The organism is Aeromicrobium sp. S22, from assembly GCF_009661045.1.
GTDB classification, from domain to species: Bacteria; Actinomycetota; Actinomycetes; order Propionibacteriales; family Nocardioidaceae; genus Aeromicrobium; species Aeromicrobium yanjiei.
The window spans coordinates 107851-133135 of the sequence record NZ_WJWV01000004.1 but is presented as its reverse complement, the minus strand read 5'-3'; the positions used below and the strand labels follow the sequence as shown (position 1 = coordinate 133135).

General features: G+C 70.4%; 32 protein-coding genes and 1 tRNA gene. 15 read left to right on the top strand and 18 right to left on the bottom strand.

The features are described 5' to 3' along the window. Position 1: 1 nt before the first annotated feature. Together GEV27_RS16745 and GEV27_RS16740 are read right to left on the bottom strand one after the other, a co-directional pair. Entirely contained in the window at positions 2-322 is a 321-nt protein-coding gene (locus GEV27_RS16745) for a co-chaperone GroES (RefSeq protein ID WP_153652005.1), read from the bottom strand. A 2-nt stretch (positions 323-324) separates the two neighbouring features. Further along, positions 325-573: a DUF3618 domain-containing protein gene (locus GEV27_RS16740; RefSeq protein WP_153652004.1), complete on the bottom strand. Its 249-nt coding sequence runs from the start codon at positions 571-573 to the stop codon at positions 325-327. Positions 574-647: 74 nt separating this feature from the next. Between GEV27_RS16740 and bcp the strand changes: the two genes are divergently transcribed. Together bcp and GEV27_RS16730 are read left to right on the top strand one after the other, a co-directional pair. After that, positions 648-1115 carry a thioredoxin-dependent thiol peroxidase gene (gene bcp, locus GEV27_RS16735; RefSeq protein WP_153911715.1) on the top strand — a complete coding sequence of 156 codons (468 nt, stop codon included), beginning with the start codon at positions 648-650 and terminating at the stop codon, positions 1113-1115. Positions 1116-1139: 24 nt separating this feature from the next. After that, positions 1140-1221 (top strand) — tRNA-Leu (locus GEV27_RS16730). A 23-nt stretch (positions 1222-1244) separates the two neighbouring features. Here GEV27_RS16730 and GEV27_RS16725 read toward each other — a convergent pair. Continuing rightward, the gene (locus tag GEV27_RS16725) at positions 1245-1601 is read right to left on the bottom strand and encodes a metalloregulator ArsR/SmtB family transcription factor (protein ID WP_153935138.1); all 357 of its coding nucleotides are present in this window, start codon (positions 1599-1601) and stop codon (positions 1245-1247) included. A gap of 107 nt (positions 1602-1708) precedes the next feature. Between GEV27_RS16725 and arsB the strand changes: the two genes are divergently transcribed. The 5 genes from arsB (at position 1709) to GEV27_RS16700 (ending at position 5814) form a co-directional block, all read left to right on the top strand. Then, on the top strand, positions 1709-2803 hold the full coding sequence (gene arsB / locus GEV27_RS16720; protein WP_309222333.1) for an ACR3 family arsenite efflux transporter: 1095 nt from the start codon (positions 1709-1711) through the stop codon (positions 2801-2803). Beyond that, positions 2800-3228, top strand: coding sequence for an arsenate reductase ArsC (locus GEV27_RS16715; protein ID WP_153935136.1), 429 nt, complete (start codon positions 2800-2802; stop codon positions 3226-3228). The genes arsB and GEV27_RS16715 overlap by 4 nt, the downstream gene beginning before the upstream one ends. Further along, positions 3225-4532, top strand: a complete 1308-nt coding sequence (locus tag GEV27_RS16710) for an NAD(P)-binding domain-containing protein (RefSeq protein ID WP_153935135.1) — start codon at positions 3225-3227, stop codon at positions 4530-4532. Before GEV27_RS16715 ends, GEV27_RS16710 begins: the two co-directional genes overlap by 4 nt. Before the next feature lie 108 nt (positions 4533-4640). Further along, entirely contained in the window at positions 4641-5375 is a 735-nt protein-coding gene (locus GEV27_RS16705; RefSeq protein WP_153651998.1) for an AIM24 family protein, read from the top strand. A 19-nt stretch (positions 5376-5394) separates the two neighbouring features. After that, complete coding sequence (locus tag GEV27_RS16700; RefSeq protein WP_309222332.1) at positions 5395-5814, top strand: GAF domain-containing protein; 420 nt, start codon at positions 5395-5397, stop codon at positions 5812-5814. Here the strand turns inward: GEV27_RS16700 and GEV27_RS16695 are convergent. After that, positions 5811-6236 (bottom strand): SRPBCC family protein, encoded by a 426-nt coding sequence (locus tag GEV27_RS16695; RefSeq protein ID WP_153651997.1) that lies wholly within the window; start codon positions 6234-6236, stop codon positions 5811-5813. The two genes, GEV27_RS16700 and GEV27_RS16695, sit on opposite strands and share 4 nt — an antisense overlap. 26 nt (positions 6237-6262) lie before the next feature. Between GEV27_RS16695 and GEV27_RS16690 the strand changes: the two genes are divergently transcribed. The 3 genes from GEV27_RS16690 to GEV27_RS16680 all read left to right on the top strand — a co-directional run bounded on the left by GEV27_RS16690 (position 6263) and on the right by GEV27_RS16680 (position 8705). Further along, entirely contained in the window at positions 6263-7447 is a 1185-nt protein-coding gene (locus GEV27_RS16690; RefSeq protein ID WP_153935134.1) for a benzoate/H(+) symporter BenE family transporter, read from the top strand. Next, on the top strand, positions 7447-7911 hold the full coding sequence (locus GEV27_RS16685) for a tRNA (cytidine(34)-2'-O)-methyltransferase (protein WP_153651995.1): 465 nt from the start codon (positions 7447-7449) through the stop codon (positions 7909-7911). Before GEV27_RS16690 ends, GEV27_RS16685 begins: the two co-directional genes overlap by 1 nt. Before the next feature lie 95 nt (positions 7912-8006). After that, positions 8007-8705 (top strand): SGNH/GDSL hydrolase family protein, encoded by a 699-nt coding sequence (locus tag GEV27_RS16680; protein WP_153911724.1) that lies wholly within the window; start codon positions 8007-8009, stop codon positions 8703-8705. Positions 8706-8708: 3 nt separating this feature from the next. Here the strand turns inward: GEV27_RS16680 and rdgB are convergent, their stop codons facing one another. The 5 genes from rdgB to GEV27_RS16655 form a co-directional block, all read right to left on the bottom strand. After that, a complete protein-coding gene (rdgB, locus tag GEV27_RS16675) occupies positions 8709-9323 on the bottom strand; it encodes an RdgB/HAM1 family non-canonical purine NTP pyrophosphatase (protein WP_153935133.1) in 615 nt (204 codons plus the stop codon). After that, entirely contained in the window at positions 9320-10039 is a 720-nt protein-coding gene (rph, locus tag GEV27_RS16670; RefSeq protein ID WP_153935132.1) for a ribonuclease PH, read from the bottom strand. The genes rdgB and rph overlap by 4 nt, the downstream gene beginning before the upstream one ends. Positions 10040-10081: 42 nt before the next feature. Further along, positions 10082-10843 (bottom strand): MBL fold metallo-hydrolase, encoded by a 762-nt coding sequence (locus GEV27_RS16665; protein WP_153911726.1) that lies wholly within the window; start codon positions 10841-10843, stop codon positions 10082-10084. After that, positions 10840-11649 carry a glutamate racemase gene (murI, locus tag GEV27_RS16660; protein ID WP_309222331.1) on the bottom strand — a complete coding sequence of 270 codons (810 nt, stop codon included), beginning with the start codon at positions 11647-11649 and terminating at the stop codon, positions 10840-10842. The genes GEV27_RS16665 and murI overlap by 4 nt, the downstream gene beginning before the upstream one ends. Positions 11650-11740: 91 nt before the next feature. After that, positions 11741-12718, bottom strand: a complete 978-nt coding sequence (locus GEV27_RS16655) for a ribose-phosphate pyrophosphokinase (RefSeq protein ID WP_153651989.1) — start codon at positions 12716-12718, stop codon at positions 11741-11743. Between the two features lie 221 nt (positions 12719-12939). Between GEV27_RS16655 and GEV27_RS16650 the strand changes: the two genes are divergently transcribed. Further along, positions 12940-13965: an ABC transporter permease gene (locus GEV27_RS16650; protein ID WP_228765367.1), complete on the top strand. Its 1026-nt coding sequence runs from the start codon at positions 12940-12942 to the stop codon at positions 13963-13965. Between the two features lie 9 nt (positions 13966-13974). Here GEV27_RS16650 and GEV27_RS16645 read toward each other — a convergent pair whose 3' ends face one another. From GEV27_RS16645 to clpS, 5 genes are all read right to left on the bottom strand, one after another. Further along, positions 13975-14922: a PLP-dependent cysteine synthase family protein gene (locus tag GEV27_RS16645; protein WP_153651988.1), complete on the bottom strand. Its 948-nt coding sequence runs from the start codon at positions 14920-14922 to the stop codon at positions 13975-13977. A 10-nt stretch (positions 14923-14932) separates the two neighbouring features. After that, on the bottom strand, positions 14933-15220 hold the full coding sequence (locus tag GEV27_RS16640) for a MoaD family protein (RefSeq protein WP_153651987.1): 288 nt from the start codon (positions 15218-15220) through the stop codon (positions 14933-14935). After that, the gene (locus tag GEV27_RS16635) at positions 15220-15690 is read right to left on the bottom strand and encodes a Mov34/MPN/PAD-1 family protein (protein WP_153651986.1); all 471 of its coding nucleotides are present in this window, start codon (positions 15688-15690) and stop codon (positions 15220-15222) included. Before GEV27_RS16635 ends, GEV27_RS16640 begins: the two co-directional genes overlap by 1 nt. 74 nt (positions 15691-15764) lie before the next feature. Further along, the gene (locus GEV27_RS16630; RefSeq protein WP_153935130.1) at positions 15765-16349 is read right to left on the bottom strand and encodes a DUF2017 domain-containing protein; all 585 of its coding nucleotides are present in this window, start codon (positions 16347-16349) and stop codon (positions 15765-15767) included. After that, complete coding sequence (clpS, locus tag GEV27_RS17910; RefSeq protein WP_153651984.1) at positions 16346-16642, bottom strand: ATP-dependent Clp protease adapter ClpS; 297 nt, start codon at positions 16640-16642, stop codon at positions 16346-16348. Before clpS ends, GEV27_RS16630 begins: the two co-directional genes overlap by 4 nt. A gap of 66 nt (positions 16643-16708) precedes the next feature. Between clpS and GEV27_RS16625 the strand changes: the two genes are divergently transcribed. Genes GEV27_RS16625 through GEV27_RS16615 form a run of 3 tightly spaced genes read left to right on the top strand, consistent with a single transcriptional unit; the run spans position 16709 to position 19893 of the window. After that, positions 16709-18013 (top strand): nicotinate phosphoribosyltransferase, encoded by a 1305-nt coding sequence (locus tag GEV27_RS16625; RefSeq protein ID WP_153651983.1) that lies wholly within the window; start codon positions 16709-16711, stop codon positions 18011-18013. Beyond that, complete coding sequence (locus tag GEV27_RS16620) at positions 18010-18561, top strand: isochorismatase family protein (protein ID WP_153935128.1); 552 nt, start codon at positions 18010-18012, stop codon at positions 18559-18561. Before GEV27_RS16625 ends, GEV27_RS16620 begins: the two co-directional genes overlap by 4 nt. 36 nt (positions 18562-18597) lie before the next feature. Further along, positions 18598-19893, top strand: a complete 1296-nt coding sequence (locus tag GEV27_RS16615; protein ID WP_153935127.1) for a GNAT family N-acetyltransferase — start codon at positions 18598-18600, stop codon at positions 19891-19893. A gap of 4 nt (positions 19894-19897) precedes the next feature. Here the strand turns inward: GEV27_RS16615 and GEV27_RS16610 are convergent, their stop codons facing one another. After that, positions 19898-22789 carry an esterase-like activity of phytase family protein gene (locus tag GEV27_RS16610; protein WP_153935126.1) on the bottom strand — a complete coding sequence of 964 codons (2892 nt, stop codon included), beginning with the start codon at positions 22787-22789 and terminating at the stop codon, positions 19898-19900. Between the two features lie 188 nt (positions 22790-22977). Between GEV27_RS16610 and GEV27_RS16605 the strand changes: the two genes are divergently transcribed. Then, a complete protein-coding gene (locus GEV27_RS16605; protein ID WP_153651979.1) occupies positions 22978-23412 on the top strand; it encodes a hypothetical protein in 435 nt (144 codons plus the stop codon). Here GEV27_RS16605 and GEV27_RS16600 read toward each other — a convergent pair. From GEV27_RS16600 to GEV27_RS17900, 3 genes are all read right to left on the bottom strand, one after another. Further along, positions 23379-24335 carry a superoxide dismutase gene (locus GEV27_RS16600; RefSeq protein WP_153935125.1) on the bottom strand — a complete coding sequence of 319 codons (957 nt, stop codon included), beginning with the start codon at positions 24333-24335 and terminating at the stop codon, positions 23379-23381. The genes GEV27_RS16605 and GEV27_RS16600 overlap by 34 nt on opposite strands. A 67-nt stretch (positions 24336-24402) precedes the next feature. Continuing rightward, positions 24403-24825, bottom strand: coding sequence for an oxygenase MpaB family protein (locus GEV27_RS17905; protein ID WP_228765366.1), 423 nt, complete (start codon positions 24823-24825; stop codon positions 24403-24405). Next, positions 24777-25280 carry a hypothetical protein gene (locus tag GEV27_RS17900; RefSeq protein ID WP_228765365.1) on the bottom strand — a complete coding sequence of 168 codons (504 nt, stop codon included), beginning with the start codon at positions 25278-25280 and terminating at the stop codon, positions 24777-24779. The genes GEV27_RS17905 and GEV27_RS17900 overlap by 49 nt, the downstream gene beginning before the upstream one ends. Between the last annotated feature and the right edge of the window lie 5 nt (positions 25281-25285).

Here is a 25285-nt window from a genome sequence, read left to right as displayed (position 1 = left end):
CTCACAGGTAGAGGCCCGTCTGGCCTTCCTCGATGCGCTCGGACGCGACGGCGTGCAGATCGCGCTCGCGCAGGAGGACGAGGTCCTCGCCCCGCACCTCGACCTCGGACCGGTCCTCGGGGTCGAACAGCACCCGATCGCCGACCTCGACCGAGCGGACGTGGGCGCCGATCGCCTCGACGCGCGCCCAGGACAGCCGCTTGCCGAGTGCGGCGGTGGCCGGGATCACGATGCCGCCGGTCGATCGACGGTCACCGCTGTCCTCGTCGAGGGAGACGAGGAGGCGGTCTGCCAGCATGCGGATCGGGAGCCTGCCGGACATGGTCAGCGCAGCAGCTTGCGGATCACGACGATGCCCGCGATGACCGCGAGCGTGCCGCCCACGACCGGGATGATCGTCTCGAGTCGGGGTGAGCCGGTCTCGTCGATGAAGCGGCCCTTGAGGTTCTCCAGCCCGCGGCGGGCGATGTTCTTGGGGTTGGACCGGTCGACCAGCTGGTCGACGGTGACCGCCAGACGCTCGCGGATGACCTCGATCTCGTCGACCAGCTCATCGGATTGGGCGTTCGCCACGTCGTGCCTCGCTCACTTGGGAACCTACGGACGTGCGAGCCGTCGGCTCGCACACATACGCAAGGATAGGACCTATGACGACCCGCCTGCAGCCCGGAGACACCGCACCTGACTTCACCCTCGTCAACGACGCCGGAGAGCCTGTCACCCTGTCCGCCCAGACGGGCAAGGTCATCGTCTACTTCTACCCGGCCGCGATGACACCGGGCTGCACCAAGCAGGCCTGTGACTTCAGCGACTCGATCGACCGCCTGCAGGCCGAGGGCTACACCGTGCTCGGCATCTCCCCCGACAAGCCCGAGAAGCTCGCGGCGTTCCGCGAGCGGGACGGCCTCACGATCCAGCTCCTGTCGGATCCGGAGAAGCAGGTCCTGACGCAGTGGGGCGCCTTCGGGGAGAAGAAGCTCTACGGCAAGGTCGTGCAGGGGGTCATCCGGTCGACGTTCGTGGTCGAGGACGGGAAGATCACGCTCGCGCAGTACAACGTCAAGGCCACGGGCCACGTCGCCAAGCTTCGCAAGGACCTGGGACTCGGCGCCTGACGCAGGGCCTATTCTGGATCCCGAGTCGGTGTGGTGGAACTGGTAGACACGCAGGATTTAGGTTCCTGTGCTTTCGAGCGTGCAGGTTCAAGTCCTGTCACCGACACTCCGTGACCTGACACCTGTCGTCTATGACGCGGGGGTGTCGAGCACTGCGGCCAGGTTGTCCAGGGCGCCCGGCACCAGAGCGTAGAACGACCAGGTTCCGCGCTTGCTGCGGGTCAGCAGACCCGCGTCGACGAGCACCTTGAGGTGGTGCGAGACCGTCGGCTGCGAGAGCGCGACCGGTTCGTTCAGGTCGCAGACGCACGCCTCGCCGCCTTCGTGGGCCGCGATCAGCGAGAGCAGCCTCAGGCGCGTCGGATCGCCGATGGCCTTGAACTTGCCGGCCAGCAGGATCGCATTCTCCTCGCTCATCGCGTCCTTGGTGATGGGCGCGCAGCAGATCTCGGAGCCGGTGTCAGGCGCGGGCAGCAAGGACGTCATGGACCCAGTATGCCTGCTGCATTGACATGCGTCGATGCGTTGATACGGTGTCTATATCGACGCCAGTCGATGAATGTGGAGCCCCGGACGAACGACCAAGGAGACCAGTGAGCGACACCGTGAGCGAGCGGCCCAGGGGCGGACCGGACGACGCGATCGTGGGTCGCCTGTCCCGACTCGACCGGCTCCTGCCCGTCTGGATCGCGGTCGCCATGGCGGTGGGTCTGGTCCTGGGTCGCACATGGACCGACCTCACCGACGCCCTCGACTCGTTCACCGTGGGCTCGGTCTCGGTGCCCATCGCCATCGGACTGCTGGTCATGATGTACCCGGTCCTGGCGAAGGTGAGGTACAGCGAGACGGCCCGCGTCACCGGCGACAGGCGCCTGCTCGGCGCCTCGCTCGTCATGAACTGGCTCATCGGACCTGCACTCATGTTCGCCCTGGCGTGGCTCCTCCTGCCAGACCTGCCGGAGTACCGAACCGGCCTGATCATCGTCGGCCTCGCCCGCTGCATCGCGATGGTCCTGATCTGGAACGATCTGGCCTGCGGAGACCGCGAGGCCGCCGCCGTGCTGGTCGCCATCAACTCGGTCTTCCAGGTCTTCGCATTCGCCGCGCTCGGCTGGTTCTACCTGCAGACCCTGCCGGGATGGCTCGGGCTCTCGACCACGAGCGCCGACTTCTCCGTGTGGGCCATCACCGCCAGCGTCCTGGTGTTCCTGGGCATCCCTCTCCTCGCCGGGTTCGCCACCAGACTCATCGGTGAGCGCACCAGGGGTCGCGACTGGTACGAGGACACCTTCCTGCCGAAGCTCGGTCCCTGGGCGCTCTACGGCCTGCTGTTCACCATCGTCCTGCTGTTCGCGCTGCAAGGCGATGCCATCATCAGCAACCCGTGGGACGTCGTCCGCATCGCGCTGCCCCTGCTTGCCTACTTCGCCATCACCTTCGCGCTCGGCATGGTCATGGGACGCCGGCTCGGTCTCGGCTACGCCAAGACCGCGACGCTCGCCTTCACCGCTGCAGGCAACAACTTCGAGCTGGCCATCGCCGTTGCCATCGGCACGTTCGGCATCACGTCCGGCCAGGCGCTCGCCGGGGTCGTCGGCCCGCTCATCGAGGTGCCCGTCCTGGTCGGCCTCGTCTACGTGTCCCTGTGGGCACGCAGGTTCTTCCCCACCGAAGGAGCACGCTCATGACCACCTCCAAGCCCACCGTGCTGTTCGTCTGCGTCCACAACGCAGGCCGCTCGCAGATGGCCGCCGGCTTCCTCAAGGAGCTGTCCGGCGGCTCCATCGAGGCGCTGTCCGCGGGCTCGATGCCCGGCAACCGGATCAATCCCGTGGCCGTGGAGGCGATGGCCGAGATCGGCATCGACATCGCCACGGAGCAGCCCAAGAAGCTGTCCACCGAAGCCGTCCAGGCCTCCGACGTCGTGATCACCATGGGATGTGGCGACGAGTGCCCCTACTTCCCCGGCAAGCGCTACGAGGACTGGGAGCTGACCGACCCCGCGGGCAAGGGCATCGAGACCGTCCGCCAGGTGCGCGACGAGATCAGGACGCGCATCGAAGGTCTCATCGCCTCCCTCGCCCCGGCCCAGTCGGCTGGACGACCGCGATGACCGCCGACCTCCCGGTCGTCGTCATCGGGGCAGGACCCATCGGACTCGCTGCAGCAGCCAACCTGCACAACCGCGGCATCGACTTCATCGTCCTCGAATCAGGAACCACCGCGGGCGCAGCCGTCCGCGAGTGGGACCACATCCGTCTCTTCTCGCCCTGGTCGCAGCTCATCGACCCGGAGGCCGCGAAGGTCTTGGCGGAGGCGGGCTGGTCCGAGCCGGACCCGAGGCGATACCCGACAGGCGGCACGTGGGCGTCCGACTACCTCCAGCCCCTGGCCGATGCCCTGGGAGGAGCGGTCCACTACGGCGCGACCGTCACGGGCGTCGCGAAACGGGGTCGCGACCTCATCGTGGACTCTGGCCGGGACGACGCACCCTTCACCGTCCACGTGGACAGTGCAGGCAGCGAGCAGCGGATCCACGCCCGCGCCGTCATCGACTGCTCCGGCACCTGGTTCGGCGCCAACCCTCTCGGTGGCGACGGGCTGCCCGCTGTCGGTGAACGCACGGCATCCCAGCGCATCACCTACCGGGTCCCCGACCTCCAGGACGACAGCGTCCGCGCCCGGTACGCGGGAACACATGTGGTCGTGGCGGGAACCGGCGTCTCGGCGAAGACGGCACTGGTGAACCTCGCCGATCTCGACGGCACCACGGTCAGCTGGCTCGTCCGGCGCCCCACCACCGGCAACGCGTTCGGCGGCGGAGAGAACGATGAGCTCGCTGAGCGTGGCGCACTCGGCGCGAGAGCCCAGAAGGTCGTCGAGTCCGGAAGGGTCGACACCGTCACCGGTTTTCGCACGGCAGCCGTCAAGACCCAGAGCAACGGTCAGCTCACGCTGACCTCGTTCGACGGCGAGAGCGTCGCCGACGTCGACGAGGTCATCGTGCTGACCGGCTTCCGTCCGGACCTGTCGATCCTGACCGAGATCCGTCTCGACCTCGATGCGGTCCTGCAGGCACCGCGGGACCTCGCCCCCCTGATCGATCCCAACGTCCACTCGTGCGGCACGGTCTACCCGCACGGAGCGAAGGAGCTGGCTCAGCCCGACGCCGGCTTCTATCTCGCCGGGATGAAGAGCTACGGCCGCGCCACGTCGTTCCTGGCGATGACCGGTTTCGAGCAGGTCCGCTCCGTGGTGGCCGAGATCGCCGGTGACCACGAGTCGGCGGCACGCGTGGAGCTGACGCTTCCCGACTCCGGGGTGTGCGGCGGCTCAGGCCTCTTCGACGAGGCGGAGACCTCCGGCGACGGCGGGTGCTGCGGCGCACCTGCGGGGGCCGACGTGGCCACCCCTTGATCAGACCTGTCCGTGAGGTCGGGGACGGACGATCGCCTAGGCTGGGAGTCACGGTGGTGACGCACATGCCTCCCACTCAGTGATCCATCAGGAGAGAAGGGCCCGGCCATGAAGTCCGATCTGTTCGCGCAGGCGAATCTCGAGGTGCAGACCTCGGAGCGGTTCGTCCTGCAGAACCCCCGCATGCTCAAGGTCACGTTGGGCGCACCCGTCCTGGCGACCAAGGGCGTCATGGTCGCCTACCAGGGCCAGGTGACCTTCGAGCACAAGTCGGCGGGCAGCATCGGCAAGCTCATGAAGAAGGTCGTCACGAGCGAGGACAACCCGCTCATGACGGTCGCGGGACAGGGTGAGGTCTTCTTCGCCGACACCGCCAAGAACGTCTTCATCCTCAACCTCGAGGGCGACGGCATCTCGATCAACGGCCGCAACCTGCTCGCATTCGATGCGACCCTCGACCACGACATCCGTCGGGTCAAGGGCGTCGGCGTCGCCGCGGGTGGCCTGTTCAACACGATCGTCAACGGCCACGGTCAGGTCGCGCTGGTCGCCGACGGCGATCCGATGATCCTGGACTGCTCGCAGCAGCCGACCTTCGTCGACATCAATGCCGCGGTCTGCTGGTCCGCGAACCTCGCCCCGCAGCTGCACAACAGCATGAGCATGCGCTCGACGCTGCGTGGCGGCTCCGGCGAGGCGTTCCAGTACGCGTTCCACGGCCCGGGCTTCGTCGTGGTCCAGCCGTCCGAGGGACCTGCCTACCAGCAGGGCGGTGGCGGACAGGGCGGCAACGTCGCGGCCGCGGCCGTCGGCGGCGGCATCCTCGGCGGCATCCTGAGCTGATGGCTCGACGGTCGCCGCGGTGACGTCGCCGGTGTACCGCGCCCCGATGCGCTCGCGCAGTGACGAGGTCCCGCACTCGGGGACGCTCGAGCGGGCGCTGCGCCTCGGGCTGTGCGGCATGGGAGAGCCCACCGACGAGGGGGCCGAGCGCCGGCTCCAGCGGCTGGTCGACGCCCCCGACGGCTCGTTCGTGTGGACGCGCGTCCCGGGCGGCTCGACGTACGTGGGCAGGATCCACGGCCCGCGGCGACGCGACGACGACGGCGCCGAGGTCGACCTCGTCCACGTGCGCGACTGCGCATGGGTCGAGGTCGACCCGGCCCTCGTCCCCGCGGCGGTGACCCAGACGTTCGGTCGGGGCGGACGCAACTTCCAGCAGATCCATCCCGGTGACGTCGAGGCGCAGACGGCCCGCGTCTGGGACCTGCTGAGCGCCTAGGGAGCGAGCTTGCCGATTCCCTTGCTGATCGAGGCCTGCAGGATCTTGCCGACCACGGCGGCAGCACCGGGCACGGCCATGTCGAAGCCGATCGTGTAGTCCAGCAGGGTCCCGCCGTCCGTGGTCCGGGTGAGCACCTGACGACCCCAGTGCCCCTTCAGCGGGCTGCCCTTGGTGATCGCGTACTCGATCAGGGTGTTCGGCTCCGCGACCGTCGTGGTCTCGTGGAAGGCCGGGAGCGGACCGATCTTCAGGCTGCGGGTCGATCCGACCCCGTTGCGGGACGTGTCACCGTCCGAGACCCGCGCGACCTTGGCGCCAAGGACCGGTCCGAGGTTCTCGTGCTCCGACAGCCTCTCGAAGACCGTGGCGGGATCGGACGTGTACGTGTGCGTGACGTGGACGCGCTGGGGAGTGGCCATGGTCGAGGAGTCTAGGGTGATTCACCATGAAGCGCGGGCGGACGGCGGGCGGCGATCTGCAGCAGCCGATCAGCGCAGGTGTCGTCGCGGTCCTCGTGGGCTACACCAGCTCGTTCGCCGTCGTCCTGACCGGCTTGCACGCGGTGGGCGCGACCCCCTCCCAGGCGGCGTCCGGGCTCCTGGCCCTCTGCCTCACCCAGGCTGCCGCGATGTGCTGGCTCAGCACCCGCTACCGGATGCCGTTGATCCTGGCCTGGTCCACCCCCGGCGCGGCCCTGCTCGCCGGCACCGAGGCCCTCGACGGCGGCTGGCCGGTCGCGATCGGCGCCTTCCTCGTCGCAGGCGCCGCATATGTCCTCACAGGGCTGTGGCCGGCCCTCGGGCGGCTCATCTCCCGCATCCCTGCGCCGATCGCCCAGGCCATGCTCGCGGGCGTCGTGCTCGAGCTGTGCCTGCAACCGGTCACCGCGGTCAAGCAGAACCCCGGGGCGATCCTGCCCATCGCGCTCGTGTGGCTGCTCGGGGTCAGGTTCGCCCCGCGGTGGGCGGTCCCGGCGGCATTCGCCTGCGCGGGCCTGGTCATCGGCGTCGACATGGTGCGCCACGGCACCTCGATCGCGGGATCCTCGCTCCTTCCCGAGCTCTCGCTCACGACGCCCGCCTGGAGCTGGGCGGCGATGATCGGCATCGCGCTGCCCCTGTACGTCGTGACGATGGCGTCGCAGAACGTCCCGGGCGTCGCGATCATGAAGTCCCTCGGGTACGACGTCCCGTGGCGCGGCGCGATCGTGGCCACCGGCGTCGCGACGGTCGCCGGCGCGCCCGCGGGCGGGCACTCGGTCAACCTCGCCGCGATCAGCGCAGCCCTCGCCGCCGGTCCCCCGGCGGGCCCGGATCCCCGCAGACGGTGGATCGCGGCTCAGTCCGCCGCCGGCACGTACGTCGTGCTGGGCGTCGGCTCGGCCGCACTCGCGGCCCTCGTCGCGGTCGCGCCCGTGGGCGTCATCGCGACCGTCGCGGGGCTCGCCCTGCTCGGTACGCTCGCGGACGCCCTCGAGGGCGCCGTCTCGCACCGCGCGGGCCGGGAGGCCGCCGTCATCACCTTCCTGGTCGCCGCCTCGGGCGTCTCGGCACTGGGCATCGGCTCGGCGTTCTGGGCGCTCGTCGCGGGGCTCCTCGTCCACCTCGTTCTCCACCGGAGGCCCCACTGATGTTCCGCATCCTGTTCTTCGAGCCCCGCATCGCGGGCAACACCGGCGCCGCGATCCGCCTCGCCGCCGTGACGGGCGCCGAGCTCCACCTCGTCGAGCCGCTGGGCTTCGACCTGGAGGAGTCCAAGCTCAGGCGGGCCGGGCTGGACTACCACGACCTCGCCGTCATGACGGTCCACCCGGACCTCGACGCCGCACTGGAGGCGCTCGCGCCCAGCCGGGTGTTCGCGTTCACCGCCCGCGGCGAGCAGCTCTACACCGACGTCGCGTACGAGCCGGGCGACGTCCTGCTGTTCGGTCCCGAGCCGACGGGCCTGCCGGAGCAGGTGCTGGACGATCCACGGGTCGAGGCCCGCGTCCGGCTCCCGATGCTGCCCGGCCGTCGGTCGATGAACCTGGCCAACACCGCCTCGGTCGCAGTCTTCGAGGCGTGGCGCCAGCAGGACTTCGCCCTGCCGAGCTGACGCACGGGACCCTCGCGCCGTCTTCGGCAGATCCGGTCCGGGTGGGCGCCGGCAGGCGTAGAGTGTGCTCTCTCGGGAAAGAAGACAAGCGCACCATGACCCTGTCCAGGAAGACGGCCCGCCGGCCGGTCGTCATCGCCTTCGTGGTGGCCCTCGTGCTCGGGCCGTTCGTGGCCTGGCAGGGCGCGCAGGGCGGGCAGACCCACGAGGAGTCGGTGCTCGCGCCTCGGGGCATCGTCGTGGTGGGTGACTCGATCACCGCGCGCTACAACGACTCGCCGGGCGATGAGCGCCAGGGCTGGTGGAGCATCGTCGGGCACCGCTTCGGCGCGGACGTCCGCACGTACGCCCAGTCCGGGTCGGGCTACCTGCGCCCCGGTCACCGGTGCGAGGGCAACCGGTTCATCGACCGCACCGAGGTCTACGCGGGCGCGGCACCGTCGATCCTGTTCGTCGAGGGGGGCCGCAACGACTGGGCACGCTGTGCCGACGGGATGTTCGTCCCGTCGACCGACCACGAGATCGACCACGCAGTCGGCACCTACCTCGACACCGTGAAGACGTTCGTGCCGGCCACGACCCGCGTCATCGTGCTGGGTCCCCCGTGGGGCCCGCTCGACGCCAGGACGGGCGTGCGCATCACCGGCATCGTGCGGGCGCAGGCCGAGGCGCACGGCTTCGAGTTCATCAGCACCGCGGGTGCCCTGACGGCGTCCCGCGTCGTCGACGGCGTGCACCCCAACCGCCACGGCAGCGCTGCGATCGCCCGCCGCGTCATCCGCGCCCTGGAGTGAGTCCTAGGCGGTCAGGGCCGCCACGACGGCCGGCGCGATCGCCGCCAGAGCCTTGCCGCGGTGGCTGATGCGGTCCTTGTCGGCCGGGTCGAGCTCGGCGGTCGACACCTCGAACCCGTCGGCCGCGAACAGCGGGTCGTAGCCGAAGCCGCCCCCGCCGTGCTCGGCCGTCAGGATCCGCCCTGCCATCTCGCCGTGCTCGACGAGCTCGAGACCCTCGGGCGTGCACAGCGCCATCGCGCACCGGAACTGTGCCGTGCGCCGCTCCGCCGGGACGTCGGAGAGCTGGCTGAGCAGCAGCCGGTTGTTGGCCGCGTCGCCGCCCTCGCTCTTGGGGACGCCGGACCATCGCGCCGACAGCACACCCGGCATCCCGTTGAGGGCGTCGACGCACAGGCCCGAGTCGTCGGCCAGCGACGGCAGCCCCGTCGCCCGCAGGGCGGCGCGCGCCTTGATGAGCGCATTGCCCTCGAAGGTCGGCTCGGTCTCGGCGGGCTCGTCGTACGCCGGGAAGTCCGCAAGCCCCAGCACCTCGATGCCCGGGACGAGCGGCTCGAGGATGCGCCGCAGCTCGGCGAGCTTCTTGGCGTTGTTGGACGCCAGCACGACCCTGCTCATCGGCCGAGGGCCTCGTTCTGCAGGCGGGTCAGGTCGGCGCAGCCCGCGGCCGCGAGCTCGAGCAGCGCGTCGAGCTCGGCCTTGTCGAACGGCGCGCCCTCCGCGGTGCCCTGCACCTCGACGAACTTGCCCGAGCCGGTCATGACGACGTTCATGTCGGTCTCGGCGCGGACGTCCTCGACGTACGGCAGGTCGAGCAGCGGGACGCCGTCGATGATGCCCACGCTGATCGCGGCGACGGACTCGACGAGAGGCTCACCCGCGAGCGCTCCCTTGCCGCGCAGGTGCTCGACCGCGTCGGCCAGTGCGATGTACGCGCCGGTGATCGCCGCGGTGCGGGTGCCGCCGTCGGCCTGCAGGACGTCGCAGTCGATCGTGATCGTGTTCTCACCGAGGGCCTTGTAGTCGATCGCCATCCGCAGCGACCGGCCCACCAGCCGGGAGATCTCGTGCGTGCGGCCGCCGATGCGCCCCTTGACCGACTCACGAGCCGAGCGGTCATGCGTGGCCTGGGGCAGCATCGCGTACTCCGCGGTGACCCAGCCGAGGCCTAAGCCCTTGCGCCAGCGCGGGACGCCCTCGCTCGCGCTCGCGGCGCACAGCACCTTGGTCTTGCCGAACTCGATGAGGCATGAGCCCTGCGCGTGGTCGAGCCAGTTGCGGGTGATGGTCACGGGACGGAGCTGATCGGCCTGGCGGCCATCTTCGCGGGTCATGTCTCGAGCCTATCGGGGCGGTCGGCCCCTGCCCGGCACGGATCAGAGCTCGTAGGTCGAGCCGGCGGCGACCAGCTCGAACGCTCCGTCCCAGGTGCTCTTGACGTCGGACTCGACCTCGGCTCGATCGGTCCAGGAGGGGATGTGCGTCACGAGGAGACGGCCCACCTTGCCGCGCGTGGCGTACGTCCCGGCCTCCGCGCCGGTCAGGTGCAGATCGGGCGGGTTGCTGCCGGACTCCACGAAGGAGGCCTCGCACAGGAAGACGTCCACGCCCTCGACCAGGGCGGCCAGGGCCTCGGTGGGGCCGGTGTCACCGGAGTACGCCAAGGAGTGGGTGTCGGTCGCGATGCGGAACGCGAACGCCGGGACGGGGTGGTTGACCCGGACCGAGGTGACCGTGAACGGTCCCAGCTGGACCGTGCCGCCGTCCGCCCACGGGCTGAAGTCGAACTGCTCCCTCATCCCGTCCCGCTCCTCGAGGCCGTAGGCCGAGACGAGGAAGTCCCCGGCTCCCTCGGGGGCGTGGACGGGGATCTGCGCGAAGGCGCCGTCGGGGTGATAACGGCTCACGACGTAGAAGCCCGACATGTCGAAGCAGTGGTCCGCGTGCAGGTGGGACAGCGCGATCGCGTCGATGTCGCGGATCGTGCTGTGCCGCTGCAGCGCACCGAACGCGCCGCTGCCGAGATCGACCAGGAGGCGGTAGGTGCGGCCCTCGAACGGAGCCTCGAGCAGATAGCAGCTCGCGGGCGAGTCGGGCCCCGCGAACGATCCGGCGCAGCCGATGACGGTCAGCTTCATGCCGCGCCCATCCACGAGAACTGGGTCACGGACTCGACCTCGGGGCCGAGGAAGCGTCGCGCGAGCGTGCGGAACTCCTCGGGCCGGCCCGTCGTCAGGAAGCCGTGGGCAGGTGAGGGCAGCGCGGCGTCGCGCTCGAGCCCCTCGCGCACCAGGAGCCTGTAGACGTCCTTGGCCGTCTCCTCTGCGCTCGAGACGAGCGTCACACCATCGCCCATGACGTAGGACAGTACGCCCGTCAGGAGCGGGTAGTGGGTGCATCCGAGAACAAGGGTGTCGACGTCGAGATCGATCAGGCGTGCGAGATAGCCCTCCGCGACCGACAACAGCTCGGGACCGCTCGTCACTCCCTGCTCGACGAGCTCGACGAACCGGGGGCAGGCCTGCGTGTGCAGCGTGATGCCGGGATTGGCCGCGAACGCATCGTCGTACGCCCGCGAGGTGGCGGTCGCCTCGGTGCAGATCACGCCGACGACGCCGTTGCGGGTCGCGCTGACCGCACGTCGGGTGGCCGGGACGATGACCTCGACGACCGGCACGTCGTACCGCTCGCGCGCATCGCGCAGGACTGCGGCGCTCGCGGAGTTGCAGGCGATCACGAGGGCCTTGACGCCCTGGGCCACGAGGTGGTCGAGGCACTCCAGGGCGTACTCGCGGACCTCGGAGATGGGCTTGGGACCGTAGGGCTGGCGGGCCGTGTCACCGAGGTAGAGCACCGGCTCGTGGGGCAGCTGGTCGAGGACGGCACGCGCGACCGTCAGACCGCCGAAGCCTGAGTCGAAGATGCCGATCGGTGCGTCACTCACAACGTTGAACCCTACGGCCGCAGGGTGCGGCGACAAAGTGAACGGGCCCCAGATCACATGTGACCCGCATTCCACCCGGGCCGGGCCGGGGTCAGAGCGGGAGCTTGGGCTGGGGCGGGGCGTGGGCCGGGTCGACCCCGTCGAACAACGAGGAGACCGACTCCCCCGCGTGGATCCGGGCGATCGCCTCGGCGAACAGGCCTGCGACCGATCGGACCTGCAGCTCGGGCCAGTCGGCCGGCCGTGGGACGGTGTCGGTCGTCACGACCTCGGTGATCGAGGGGTGGTTGCGGAGCCGCTCGACGGCCTTGCCCGTGAACAGTCCGTGCGTGCACGCGACCGACGCCTCGGTGCAGCCCTCCTGGGCCAGCTTGTCCATGAGCTCGATGATCGAGCCGCCGGTCGCGATCTCGTCGTCGAGGACGATCGCCTTCTTGCCCGCGACGTCGCCGACGATCGCGTCGATGACGACCTTGTCGTCGGCCTGGCGCTGCTTGCTGCCCGCAGCGACGGGGACGCCGAGCAGACGCGCGAACAGTGAGGCGGTCTTGGCGTTGCCGAGATCGGGCGACACGACGACCGTGCCGGTCAGGTCGCGGCCGCGGAAGTGGTCGGCCAGCTCGCCGATCGCGGTGAGGTGGTCGACCGGGACGCTGAAGAAGCCGTGCACCTGCGGAGCGTGCAGGGTCATCGTCACGACCCGGTCGGCGCCCGCGGTGGTCAGCATGTCGGCCACGAGACGTCCGCCGATCGAGATCCGCGACGCATCCTTCTTGTCCGAGCGGGCGTACGCGTAGTGCGGGATCACGGCCGTCACGGAGGCGGCACTCGCTCCGCGGGCCGCGTCGATCATCAGGAGCAGCTCCATGAGGTGGTCCTGCGTCGGCGGGACCAGGGGCTGGATGATGTAGACGTCCTTGCGCCGGCAGTTGGCCAGCAGCTGCACCTGCAGGCAGTCATTGCTGAACCGCGCCGTCTCGGAGGCGGACAACGGCTGCCCCAGCTCGGAACAGATCTTCTCGGCAAGGGGGCGGTGCGCGCTTCCGGAGAAGACCACGATCTGGCTCACGAGGTCGAGGGTAGCCGAGCGGCCGTCGCGGTGCTTCCCCCACCGTTTGCCGTTGGCGCGGTGCTTCCTCCACCGTACGAAGCCGAACCGACCTCGTAGGTGGCAGGTCCACCGCGCCCGGTGGGGACGGGCGCCCGGGCGGTGCGACCTTGGTCCCGGGTGCGACGGCAGGTCCGCGGGTAACGTCCGAGCCCCCAGGGCCCCAACGAAGGATCTGACCCGTGTCCGAGTCCACCCACGCCTCGTCGTCCTTCTCCACCGGTCCCGTGCTCAGCCCGGTCGTCCTGCTCATCGGCGTGCTGCTGATCCAGCTGGGCTTCACCGCGAGCTACGTCGGGGCCTTCCACAGCCCCAAGCCGGACAAGGCGCCGATCGCGGTGGCGCCGCCGGCGGGTGCGCCGGAACAGCTCGCCCAAGAGATGGCCAGGACGCTCAACGGTCTGGACGACAAGCCGCTCAAGGCCACCGTCGTCAAGGACGAGGCGGAGGGCCGCCGCAAGCTGAAGGACCGCTCGGTGGGCGCCGTGCTGGTCCTCGGTGAGCAGGGCTATCAGCTGCTCGTCGCGAGCGCGGAAGGGTCGTCGTTGTCCGAGGCGATCGAGAAGGTCGTCAAGACGGTGGCCGCCGAGCAGCAGCGCCCCGTGAAGATCTCCGACGTGGTCCCCGCCGGCAAGGGCGACGACCTCGGGCTCAGCGCGTTCTACCTCGCGGTGGGCTGGGTCGTCGGCGGCTATCTCGCAGCGTCCATCCTCGGGATCACCGAGGGCGAGCGGCTGCCGAGCAGGCGCCGACTGGGCATCCGGATCGCTCGGGTCGCGGTCTACTCGGTGCTGTCAGGCCTGGGTGGCGCCTGGATCGTCGGGCCGTGGCTCGACGCCCTCGACCACGGCTACTGGCCGCTCGCAGCGTTCGGCGCCCTGCTGGTCTTCGCGGTGACGGTGTTCACCCTCGCGTGCGAGGCGTGGGTGGGCGTGCTCGGGATCGGTGTGGCGATCGTGCTGTTCGTGGTGCTGGGCAATCCGAGCGCGGGCGGCGCGTTCCCGACGAATCTGCTGCCGCCGTTCTTCAGCGCGATCGGTCCGTGGTTGCCACCGGGCGCGGCGACCAGTGCGATCCGCGGCATCGTCTACTTCGACAACGCCGGCGTGCGCGGTCCCGTGCTCGTCATGCTCGCCTGGCTGGTGGTCGGGCTCGTGCTGCTGATCGTGCCGACCTTGCGCCAGGAGCGCGCCCGGGCCGACGCCTGAGCGCCCGGCCTATGCCCAGAGCTGGCCGTCGAGCTTGTCCTCGGCCTCGTCGAGGGTGCCCTCGTACGCGCCGGTGGACAGATACTTCCAGCCGCCGTCACACACCACGAACACGATGTCGGCGCTCTCGCCGGCCTTGATGCACTTGGCCGCCTGGGCGAGCGCGGCGTGCAGGATCGCGCCGGTCGAGACACCCGCGAAGATGCCTTCGCGCTCGACGAGCTCGCGGACCCGGCGGACCGCGTCGCGGGGACCCACCGAGAACCGGGAGTCGATCAGCGAGGCGTCGTAGAGCTCGGGGACGAATCCTTCGTCGAGGTTGCGCAGCCCGTAGACCAGCTCCCCGTAGCGGGGCTCGGCGGCCACGATGCGCACGTCGGGCTTGTGCTCGCGGAAGAACCGGCCGACCCCCATCAGGGTGCCGGTCGTGCCGAGGCCTGCGACGAAGTGGGTCACCTCGGGCAGGTCCGCGAGGATCTCCGGCCCCGTGCCGACGTAGTGCGCCTCGGCGTTGGCCGGGTTGCCGTACTGGTAGAGCATGACCCAGTCGGGGTGCTCCGCTGCGAGCCCCTTGGCCACCCGCACAGCCTCGTTGGAGCCGCCTGCCGCGGGCGAGGGGATGATCTTCGCGCCCCACATCGTCAGCAGCTGGGTGCGCTCGATCGACGTGTTCTCGGGCATCACGCAGACGATCTCGTAGCCGCGCTGCCGGGCCACCATCGCCAGGGAGATGCCGGTGTTGCCGCTGGTCGGCTCCAGGATCGTGCACCCGGGCGACAGCCGGCCGTCCTTCTCCGCCTGCAGGATCATCTGCAGCGCCGCGCGGTCCTTGATCGAACCCGTCGGGTTGTGGTCCTCGAGCTTGGCCCACAGCCGCACGTCCGGGGACGGCGACAGGGACGGCAGCCCTACCAGGGGCGTACCGCCGACCGAGTCGATCAGGGAGTCAAAACGCACGGCGTTCCAATCAGGAGAGGTCGGCGGATCCGCCGGCCACGGCCGGCAGGATGACCACGGTGTCGCCGTCGGCGACCGCGGTCTCGAGGCCACCGGTGAAGCGGATGTCCTCGTCGTTCACGTAGATGTTGACGAACCGGCGGGCCTGACCGTTCTCGAGCAGCCGGTCCTTGATGCCCTCGTGATCGAGCTCGAGCTGGTCGATCAGCTCGGCGACGGTCGACCCCTTGCCCTCGACGGCGCGCTCGCCGCCGGTGAGGGGACGCAGGATGGTGGGGATACGGACCTCGATGGCCATCAGTGCTCTGCCTTCTGTTGTGACGTTTCGGTGGGCGCTACATCTGTATAAGCCTCGACGACCCGAACTTCTTCCTCGGTGACCTCGCCGTCGACGATCCGGTACGACCGGAAGTCGACCGGACCGGACTCGTGGGCTCCGTCGCGGGTCGAGACGAGCACGTAGTGGGCGCCGGGCTCGCCGGCGAGGTTGACGTCCGTCCGGGACGGATACGCCTCGGTCGCGGTGTGCGAGTGGTAGATGACGACCGGCTCCTCGTCGTTGTCGTCCATCTCGCGGTAGAGGCGCAGCAGGTCGCCGGAGTCGAACTCGTAGAACGTGGGCGACATCGCGGCGTTGAGCATCGGGATCAGTCGCGCGGGGACGTCCGAGCCGATCGGGCCGGCGACGACGCCGCACGCCTCGTCAGGGTGGTCGCGGCGGGCATGCGCGATGATCGCGTCATGCGTGGCTCGGTCGATGGTCAGCACGCCGTGAGTTTATCGACCATCGCCACGGCGGCCCGACGGCGACCGCGCCGCGAGACGGGCCCGTGCCGGAAGCGTCACTCCAGGGCTGCGATCAACGTCTCCTGCACGTAGCCGAGCCAGTCGAAGATGTCGGACATCGCAGCGACGGCCTCGTCCTCGGACTCGGCCACCAGCATCGTGTCCTCGTCGGTCTCGATGCCGAGCCGCACGGCCAGCGCCAGACGGATGTCGGTCAGCGCGCGCAGCCAGGCCTGCACCTCGCCGGGGTCGAGCTCGACCTCGACGGGATCGCCGTGCTCGTCGGGGACCCCCTCGAAGGTCAGCCCGCCGTCGACGAGCGAGCCGATCAGCGTCTCGGCGTTCTGCACCTTCGCCGAGGTCAGTCCCCGCTCGGTGAACCGGCGGAACTCCCCCGCGTCGTCGGGGTCGCCCCGGTACGCGTCGGGCAGCAGCCGCTGCAGCACGGGGTCCTCCGGGGGCAGGGACGGCCCGCCCATGCCGAGCTGGGTGGCGAGCGGATCGGCGTCGGACTCCTCGACCCCGTTGCGGTCGCGCAGCAGCTCGATGACCTGGCCCGCGAGGTTGGCCAGCAGGTGCGCCTCGCCGATCTCGAACGTCGCCGTGATCCCGCCGCGACGGCGGCGCTTGAACGGCTTCATGCGTCCTGCCGCTCGAGCGTGGCCCACAGCCCGTACTCGTGCATGGCCTGCACGTGTCGCTCCATCTCCTCGCGGCTGCCGCTCGAGACGACCGCCTTGCCGTCGTGGTGCACCTTCAGCATGAGCTCGTGGGCCTTCTCCTCGGTGTAGCCGAAGTAGTTGCGGAACACGTACGCGACGTAGGACATCAGGTTGACCGGGTCGTTCCAGACGATGGTGACCCAGGGGTTCTCGAGCTCGACGACGATGTCGGCGTCGGGCTCGGCGATCTCGACGGGGCTCGGGGTGGTCACGCCCCCATTGTGTCGCAGGCACCTGACGACGCGAAACCACGCGCCGTCGGTCCTAGGCTGGACCCCGTGACCACACCCAGCACCGCCCTGCTGACCGATCGCTACGAGCTCACGATGCTGCAGGCGACCCTGCGCAACGGGACGGCCCAGCGCCGCTCGGTGTTCGAGCTGTTCGCTCGTCGCCTGTCGGGAGGACGCCGCTACGGTGTCGTCGCCGGCGTGGGCCGGGCGCTGGACGCCCTCGCCGACTTCCGCTTCGGCGAGCCGGAGCTCGCGTGGCTCCGCGAGGAGGGCGTCGTCGACGACGACACCATCGCCTGGCTCGCCGACTACCGGTTCACCGGCTCGATCTGGGGCTATCCCGACGGGGAGATCTACTTCCCCCAGTCCCCCGTGATGATCGTGGAGGGCACGTTCGCCGAGAGCGTCGTCCTGGAGACGCTGCTGCTGTCGGTGCTCAACCACGACTCGGCGATCGCGACCGCCGCATCGCGCATGATCACCGCAGCAGGCGACCGGCCGTGCATCGAGATGGGCTCGCGCCGTACGCACGAGGCCGCTGCCGTCGCGGCGGCCCGCGCCGCCTACATCGCCGGCTTCGCGGCCACCTCGAACCTCGAGGCCGGTCGCACCTACGGCATCCCGACGACCGGGACCAGCGCCCACTCGTTCACGCTGCTGCACGACACCGAGCGCGAGGCCTTCGAGGCCCAGGTGCAGTCCCTCGGCCCCGGCACGACCCTCTTGGTCGACACGTACGACATCCCCGAGGCGATCCGCGCCGCGGTCGACCTGGCCGGTGGCGAGCTCGGCGGGGTCCGGCTCGACTCCGGTGACCTGGTGGCGCTGGCCCGCACCGTTCGCCAGCAGCTCGACGAGCTGGGCGCGACCAGGACCCGCATCACCGTCACCAGCGATCTCGACGAGTACGCGATCGCGGCGCTCGCGGTGGCCCCGGTCGACGGCTACGGCGTCGGCACCTCGCTCGTGACCGGCTCCGGCGTCCCCACCAGCGGCTTCGTCTACAAGCTCGTGTCCCGCGCGGACGACGACGGCCAGATGATCTCGGTCGCCAAGAGGAGCGCGGACAAGGTCTCGGTCGGCGGCCGCAAGTACGCCCTGCGACGCCTCGGGCCGAACGGCCGCGCCGAGGCGGAGGTGATCGGCGTCGGCGGGACACCCGTCCACGACGACAACGACCGCCCCCTGCTCGTCGAGCTGGTTCGCGACGGCAAGCGGATCCACTCCGAGTCCCTCGAGGAGTCCCGCGACCGCCACAGGGCGTCCCTCGCGGAGCTCCCGCTGCCCGCCCGCCAGCTGTCCAAGTCCGATCCCGTCCTGGACACCGTCTACGAGGAGACCCCGGCATGAGCACCGCCCTGATCGTCGTCGACGTCCAGCACGACTTCTGCGAGGGCGGCTCTCTCGCCGTCGAGGGCGGAGCCCGGGTCGCGCAGGACGTCGCGGACCTGATCGGCTCCGGGGCGTACGCGACCGTGGTCGCGACCCGGGACCACCACATCGATCCCGGCGAGCACTTCTCGGACACGCCGGACTTCGTGGACTCCTGGCCGCGGCACTGCGTCGTGGGCACCGAGGGCGAGCGGCTGCACCCGCCACTGACGCCCGAGATGTTCGCCGAGATCTTCTTCAAGGGTGAGTACGCCGCCGCGTACTCCGGCTTCGAGGGCGCCTCGGCCGACGGCGTGACGCTCGCGGACTGGCTGCGAGCCGAGGGCGTCGACACCGTGGACGTCTGCGGCATCGCGACCGACTACTGCGTCCGCGCAACGGCCCTCGACGCCGCGGGCGAGGGCTTCGCGGTGCGCGTGCTGCAGGGGCTCACGGCTGCCGTCTCGCCCGACAACCTGCCCCGCGTGCATGAGGAGTGGACCGCAGCCGGTGTCTCGACGGCCTGAGCCCTGGCCGGCGCACCCCGGCGTTAGGTTGGTGTGATGAGCACCTCCTCCGCCGACCTCCCCATCGACGAGACCTCACGGGCGCGCCTGGCCGACGAGGGACTGCGCCTGGCCGTCGTCGACGGCACCGATGCCGCCGCGTACGAGGCGTGGTTCCGGGCCGAGACCCGCGGCTTCCACGACGCAGCGCCCAGCCCGGAGACGATCGCCCAGCGGCACCGCGGCCTCGAGGTGGACCGGCGCCTCGTGGGCGTCTTCGACGACACCGCGGGCATCCCCGAGCAGCCCGTGGCCACCACGATCTGCTGGCCTGCCGACCTGACGGTTCCCGGACGGCGCGCGGTCCCCGCGTGGGCCGTCAGTGGGGTCACGGTCTCGCCGACCCACCGCCGTCGCGGCATCGCCCGCGCACTGATGGAGGCCGAGCTGCGCACCGCGCTCGCCCTCGACCTGCCGGTCGCGATGCTGACCGTCTCGGAGTCCACGATCTACGCCCGCTTCGGCTACGCCCCCGCTGCCTTCGCGCGTGACCTGACGATCTCGACCCGCCGCGTCCGGTGGACCGGTCCCGTCCCGGACGGTCGCGTCCGCCTCGTGACGGCCGAGCAGATGCGCGACGACGGACCGGCGATCGTGGAGCGGGTGCGCCTCGGCCGTCCCGGTGAGATGTCGTACGCGGGCCACCTGTGGACCCGCCAGCTCGGCCTGGGGCCCGGCGACAAGGATGCCAAGAAGCTGCGGATCGTCCGCTACGACGACGCCGACGGGACGCCGCAGGGCTTCGCGGTCTACGACCTCACGATGGATCCTGCGGACTTCGCCGACCACGAGCTCAAGGTCCGCACGCTCGTCGCGGCGACACCCGATGCGTACGCCGGGCTGTGGCGTTACCTCCTGGAGGTGGACCTGGTCTCGACCGTCACGGCGCACCTGCGACCCGTCGACGAGCCGCTGCGCTGGATGATCGACGACTTCCGGGCCGTGCGGGTCAACGAGCTCGACCATCTCTGGGTGCGCGTGCTCGACGTGCCGGCCGCGCTGGGCGCCCGGTCGTACGGGGAGCCGGGCCGGTTGGTGATCTCGGTCGACGACCCGCTCGGCTTCGCGGCCGGCACGTGGGCCGTCGACGTGGACGCGGAGGGCGAGGCCACCGTGACGGCCACCGACGACCCGGCCGATGTGTGGATGACGGTCAACGCGCTCGGTTCTCTGTACCTCGGCGGCGTCCCCGCACGTACGCTCATCGCCGCCGGCAGCCTGACCGGGGACGCCGAACGGCTCGACCGGATGTTCCGCGCCCCGGTCGAGCCGTACCTCAGCATCTGGTTCTAGCCGGCTACTTCTTCTTGACACGCACCCGGTCGATCGCCGAGGTGGACGCCTCGGTGGTGCCCGAGCCCAGGTAGAAGGCGCGCAGCGCGCGCTTGCCGGTGGACGTCAGACGAATCTTGACCGAGCGGGTCCTGCCGTTGACCCAGACCGTCTTGACGACCCGCGAGCCGTCCTTGATCTGCACGCGTCCGGACGGCGCGACGCCTGCCGCGATGACGGTGACCCGCGCGGTGACCCGCGCCCCCTTCTTCGCCGATGTCTTGGCGATCGAGAGCGTGGTGGTCGTCGGGGCCTTCCCGACCGTCAGGTCGAACGCCGCGCTCGTGCCACCGACCGTCCGCGCGTCACCGGTGTACTGAGCCACCAGTCGGCGCGCGCCGATGCCCAGCCTGCTCAGCGCGACCTTGGCCCGTCCGTCCTGCACGACCCCCGCGCCCACCACGGTGCTGCCGTCGAGCACCCGGACGCGGCCGGTGGGCACGACGCCCGCGCCCCCCGTGACCGTCACGGTCGCGGTCAGCTTCTGGCCGTGGACCGCCGCCCGGCTGGGCAGCGACAGCGTCGTGGTGCTCCGGAGCTGATCGGCGAACACGGTGGTCGCCTCGCCGAGGCGCAGCAGCACGGTCTCGCCCGTGGCGTCCTTGAGGCCGTCGTTGTCGGTGACTGCGTAGATCGCGCCATCGGCCGCGACCGTGAAGCCCTCGAGCTTCTCCTGCGTCCAGCCGTTGGTCGCACGCAGCTTCGGCAGCACGTCGATCGCCAACTTCTTGTCGACGATCGGCAGCGTGCCCGACGCGGGATCGCTCGTCGGCACGTCGACGGTGTAGATGCGCTTGTTGCGGGCGTTCGGGCCGTTGAGCTTGTCTCGCTCGATCACCGCGAAGGTGTCGTCGTCGACGGCCGTGATCTCGGACAGCCCGACCCAGTCCGCGCCGTCGCGCTTGGGGCTGTTCATCTCGTAGCCGAACCAGTGCCAGGTGCCGTCGGCGACGTCGTAGCGTCCGATGCGGGCGATGTCGTCGCCGTCGACCGTCTCGGTCTGGTCGGTGACATCGGTCCACAGCTGGCGCTGGATGACGACGAACACGTGCTCACCCTCGGCGTCGTTGGTGGCCGTCACGCCCTCCAGGCCCCAGTTCTTGATGTGCGAGGTGATGTCGGCCGGCAGGTCGACCGTCTGCTGGATCGCCCCGGACCCATCCGTGCGGTACAGCTTGTTGGCCGGGCCCGTGGCGCCCTCGTTGGCCAGCCAGAATCCGCCCTGCGGACGGGCGAAGATCCCCTCGACGTCCAGGTCCGCACCCACCCCGTCCTTCGTGACCGTCAGGGCCGAGGTGATGCGGGCCGGTGTCCTGGTCACGTCGACCGTGAAGATCTGGCCGGGCTTGAGCACCGTGTCGGACGCAGCGTAGATCGTGCCGGCGTCGCCCGGCTTGGCGCTCAGCGCACCGAGGGCGCTCCAGCCGATCGGGTTGCCGTCGATGTCGTCTGCGACGATCGACGGGAAGGCCGCCGCACCGTCACCGAGCCGGTACAGGCTGACGCTGGCGCGCACGCCGCTCGCGGCGGCATCGGTCTCGCTGGAGACGGCGAGCAGGTCGCGGCCCGGGATCGGCAGGATGCCCTCGGGACCGTTGGTCGTCGGCAGGATCTGCTTGAACACCGGCGCAGCCGGATCGGCGACGTCGTACACCGCGACGACGTTGCTGCGCTCGGAGCCGACGAACGCGTACCGCACGCCGCCGATCGTCGCGACCGCCAGACCCTCGGGCTCGGCCCCCTTCTTGGCGGCTCGGTCGTCGTTGTACAAGCCGTGGCGCACGGCGATCTTCTCGAAGCTGTTGCCGGCGTCCCAGGTCACGCTGCCGTCACGGGCGTCGAAGACCGTCCAGCCGCGGGAGCCGCCCTTCCAGTCGCCCTCGTTGGCCGTGGCCACGTGGGTGTCGTCGACCCAGGCGATCGAGTCGGGCTCGCGCACGACGTCGGTCAGCGAGTCGGTGAACGAGATCTTGCCGTCCTTCGTGGTGTCGAAGCCCGAGCCCGACACGGCACCGGCCGAGAAGACCTTCTCGATGGCACGGGTCCTCAGGTCGATGATCGCGATGCCGTTGTTCTCCTGCAGGGTCAGCGCCAGCTTGTTGTCGGCGTTGATCGAGACGTACTCCGGCTCGGGATCGGTGGGCTCGGTCAGGCCGGCAGCGATGAACGACGGGAGGGCCGTCCCGTCGGGCTGGACCAGGTCGAGCCGGTGCTTCTCCCACGTGGTGGGGCCACCGGTCAGGTCGATGACCTGTACGAACCCGGCGGGCAGCTGTGGAAGATCGCCCTTGGCGCGTCCGACCGGCTTGGCCTCCTCGTCGCGCTGGTTCTCGATCGCGATGGCCGCGTAGGACTCGTCGGCGCTGATGTCGATCGAGTCGGGCAGGCCCTCCAGGTCGATGCTGCGGATGAGCTTGGAGTCGGCCATGCGCACGATGTCGAGGCGCCCGGACGGCTTGGTGAAGCTGTCACTGGTGTCGACGACGACCAGGACGTACCGGCCGACGACCGCGACCGAGGTCGGCTGGTCGTCGGTGTCGCCGAGCTGCGCGAGCGAGAGGCTGCCGGCGCCGACCGGCTCGTCCGGGTCGCTGATGTCCAGGAAGCCGATCCGCTTGCCGAGGGCGTCCGTGTAGACGAGCGTCTTGCCGTCCGCGGAGACGTCCGAGATCTCGGCGACCGTCTCGGACCCGGCAGGCACGTCCTTGGGCAGGTTCTTGTGGACCGGGTAGGTCGCGGTGCGGTGGAAGCTCCGGTCGGGCTCGCCGGCGCCGGCGCCGGTCGCGGGCAGCACGATGGCGGCCAGGGCCCCAGCGGTGACGCCGACGAGGGCCGGTCGGACGATCGATCGAATCATCGGTGCCAGGCGCGACGGGCGCGGTGGCTTCGTGTGAGGTGACATGCGACGCATGCTGTCGACGTCAGCGCAACAGACCTCGACCGCGCGGTGAACGGCCGCCGACCCTTGGGCGAATGCCTGCCCGAGCTCGTGGGCCGGCGTCCTCCGTCGTGCGCACACGCTGCCCTTGAGGAACGCTGGTGCGCATGCCCTTGACCTCCCCCGTGCGCACGACCGGGCGCCTAGCCCTCGGCGCGATGCTGTTGTTCGCCGGCACCAGCCACCTGACCTTCGCGCGTCAGGAGTTCTCCGCCCAGGTGCCGCCATGGATCCCCGTCGACACCGATCTCGTGGTGCTCGCCTCGGGTGTCGCCGAGCTGACCCTCGGCGGGGCGCTGATCGCCGCACCGCGACGCCACCGGGCCACCGTGGGATGGGTCGTGGCGGCCTTCTTCGTCGCGATCTTCCCCGGCAACATCTCCCAGCTGGTCACCAGGACGGACGCCTTCGGGCTCGACTCGGACCGCGCCCGCGCCGTACGGCTGCTCTTCCAGCCGCTGCTCGTGCTCTGGGCGCTGTGGTCAACCGGCGCGTGGCGGTCCTGGCGTCAGCGTCGAGCGTCCGCGCGCGTGATCCAGTAAGCAGCCGTCTCCGGGCTCGGCGTCCCGAACCGGGCGTTGACCACGAACAGCGAGTCCTTCACGAGGGCGACCGTGCTGGGCACGTCGATCTCGTCCGCGAAGTCGGCCCGCTCGATCGTGTCGACGAGCTCCCCGGTCCGCTGCCGCCGGTCGAGGTCGACGACCGCGATCTTGTTGAGCCGGTTCTGCACGACGTAGAGCACCCCACGACCCCGCTCGAGCCCGTCACCGTTGACGAAGGTCGCGCCGCCGGTGTCGATCTGGCGGGTCCGGCCCGATCGCGGGTCGATGCGAAGGAGCAGACCGGTGTTGCTCTGCACCGCGACCAGTGCCTTGCCGTAGCTCACGATGCCGTTGAGGTTGTTGCCCGCCGCGAGCTGAAGATCGCCGGTCAACGGCACGATCTTGGCCCGCCCGGCTGCGGGCAGCTTGGTGCTCCGCCCGCGCGTGAACGGGACGACCAGCAGCTCCTTCGACAGCGAGTCGGTCGCATGGACGCCGCTGCGGGTCACGGTCAGGTCGTTGACGAACCGCGCACTCGCGCTCGGGAAGGCGTACGTCGCCAGGACCTTGCCGGTGTCGGCGTCCTGCGCACGCACCTCCTTGCCGGCGCCCCCGGCGACCCACAGGACGTCGCGGCGCCGGTCGTAGTCGATGCCGACCGCGACGCGTCCGGTTGCCCCGGCGAAGCGGGTGGTGCGTCCCGACGCGATGCCGATCTTCAGGATCGCGCCGTCGGCACGGGACCCGGAGTAGAGATTCTTGCCGTCGGTGGTGATGCCCTCGGGCAGCCAGCCGGCCGGGAGCTCGATGCGATCCGGTGGCGCGGGGCGTCGGTCCTGGGCGGGGTGGGCGGAGGCGGGCAGGACGGTCGCGACCACGGCCGCTGCGGCGAGTCCCACCGCCCAACGAAGATGTCTCATGATCGGTCCTGTCGTCGAGGCGGATCTCTCCATGGTGAGCACGCCCCGTCCTTCCGGCAACCTCAATTCAGCCCCTGGGCGAGCTGCCGTCCTGCGGCATCGTCGCCGGGAACGTGCCGAGCCGCTCGATCATGAACCCGCCCGGATAGGAACGGATGCGGTGGGTGTCGCGCAGGAACGCCGGCCTGCGGCGGGGCGGGAGGAACCGGACGATCCGGCCGCGGGCCACCAGCGACCCGTGGGCGAGCGCGGTCACGAGCCGCGGCGGCCGCGGATAGCCAAACGTCTCGCGCAGGTGGTCGTCCAGCAGCGCGATGCTGAACCGGCGCATCGCCGGGCGAAGCGGCCGCGGGTAGAAGCCCACGAACAGGTCGAGGGTCGCATCGGCCACCGCCCGGGACCGGGGGTCGAACGCGTACGTGTCGCGCTCGTAGGCGTCCATCAGCTCGGCGAACCCGTCGTAGTCGGCGGGGATGTCGCGAATGCCCATGAGCCGGCCGAGCCGCTGGTAGTAGCGCAGGTCGCCGTCTTCTCCGCGTCGAGCCCGGGCCGCCAGCCGTACCTCGTGATCCACCGCACCGGGGTCACCACGAACGTCGAGAGCACGTAGCGCAGGTCGTCATTGGAGATGTCGTAGCTGCCGTGCATCTGGTTCATCCGGCGCACCCCGGCCCGGCCGTCCGGCGAGTCCAGACCCTCGGCGGCCAGCGTCTCCAGGATCAGCGCGGTGTCGTCGTGCCGCTTCTGCGTCGCGCCGGTGAACTCACCGGTCTCGTGCAGCAGGCGACCGATCGAGGGCACCGCGTACGTGCGGAACAGCGCGAAGCTGAGCGCCTGCTGCGAGTCCCACGGGAACTCGTGCATCGCGGTGATCCGGACGATCTGCTCGTACTGCGTCTCGGGGTCGAGTCGATCGATCTCACGCTGCCAGTGATCTCGCCTCATGTCCG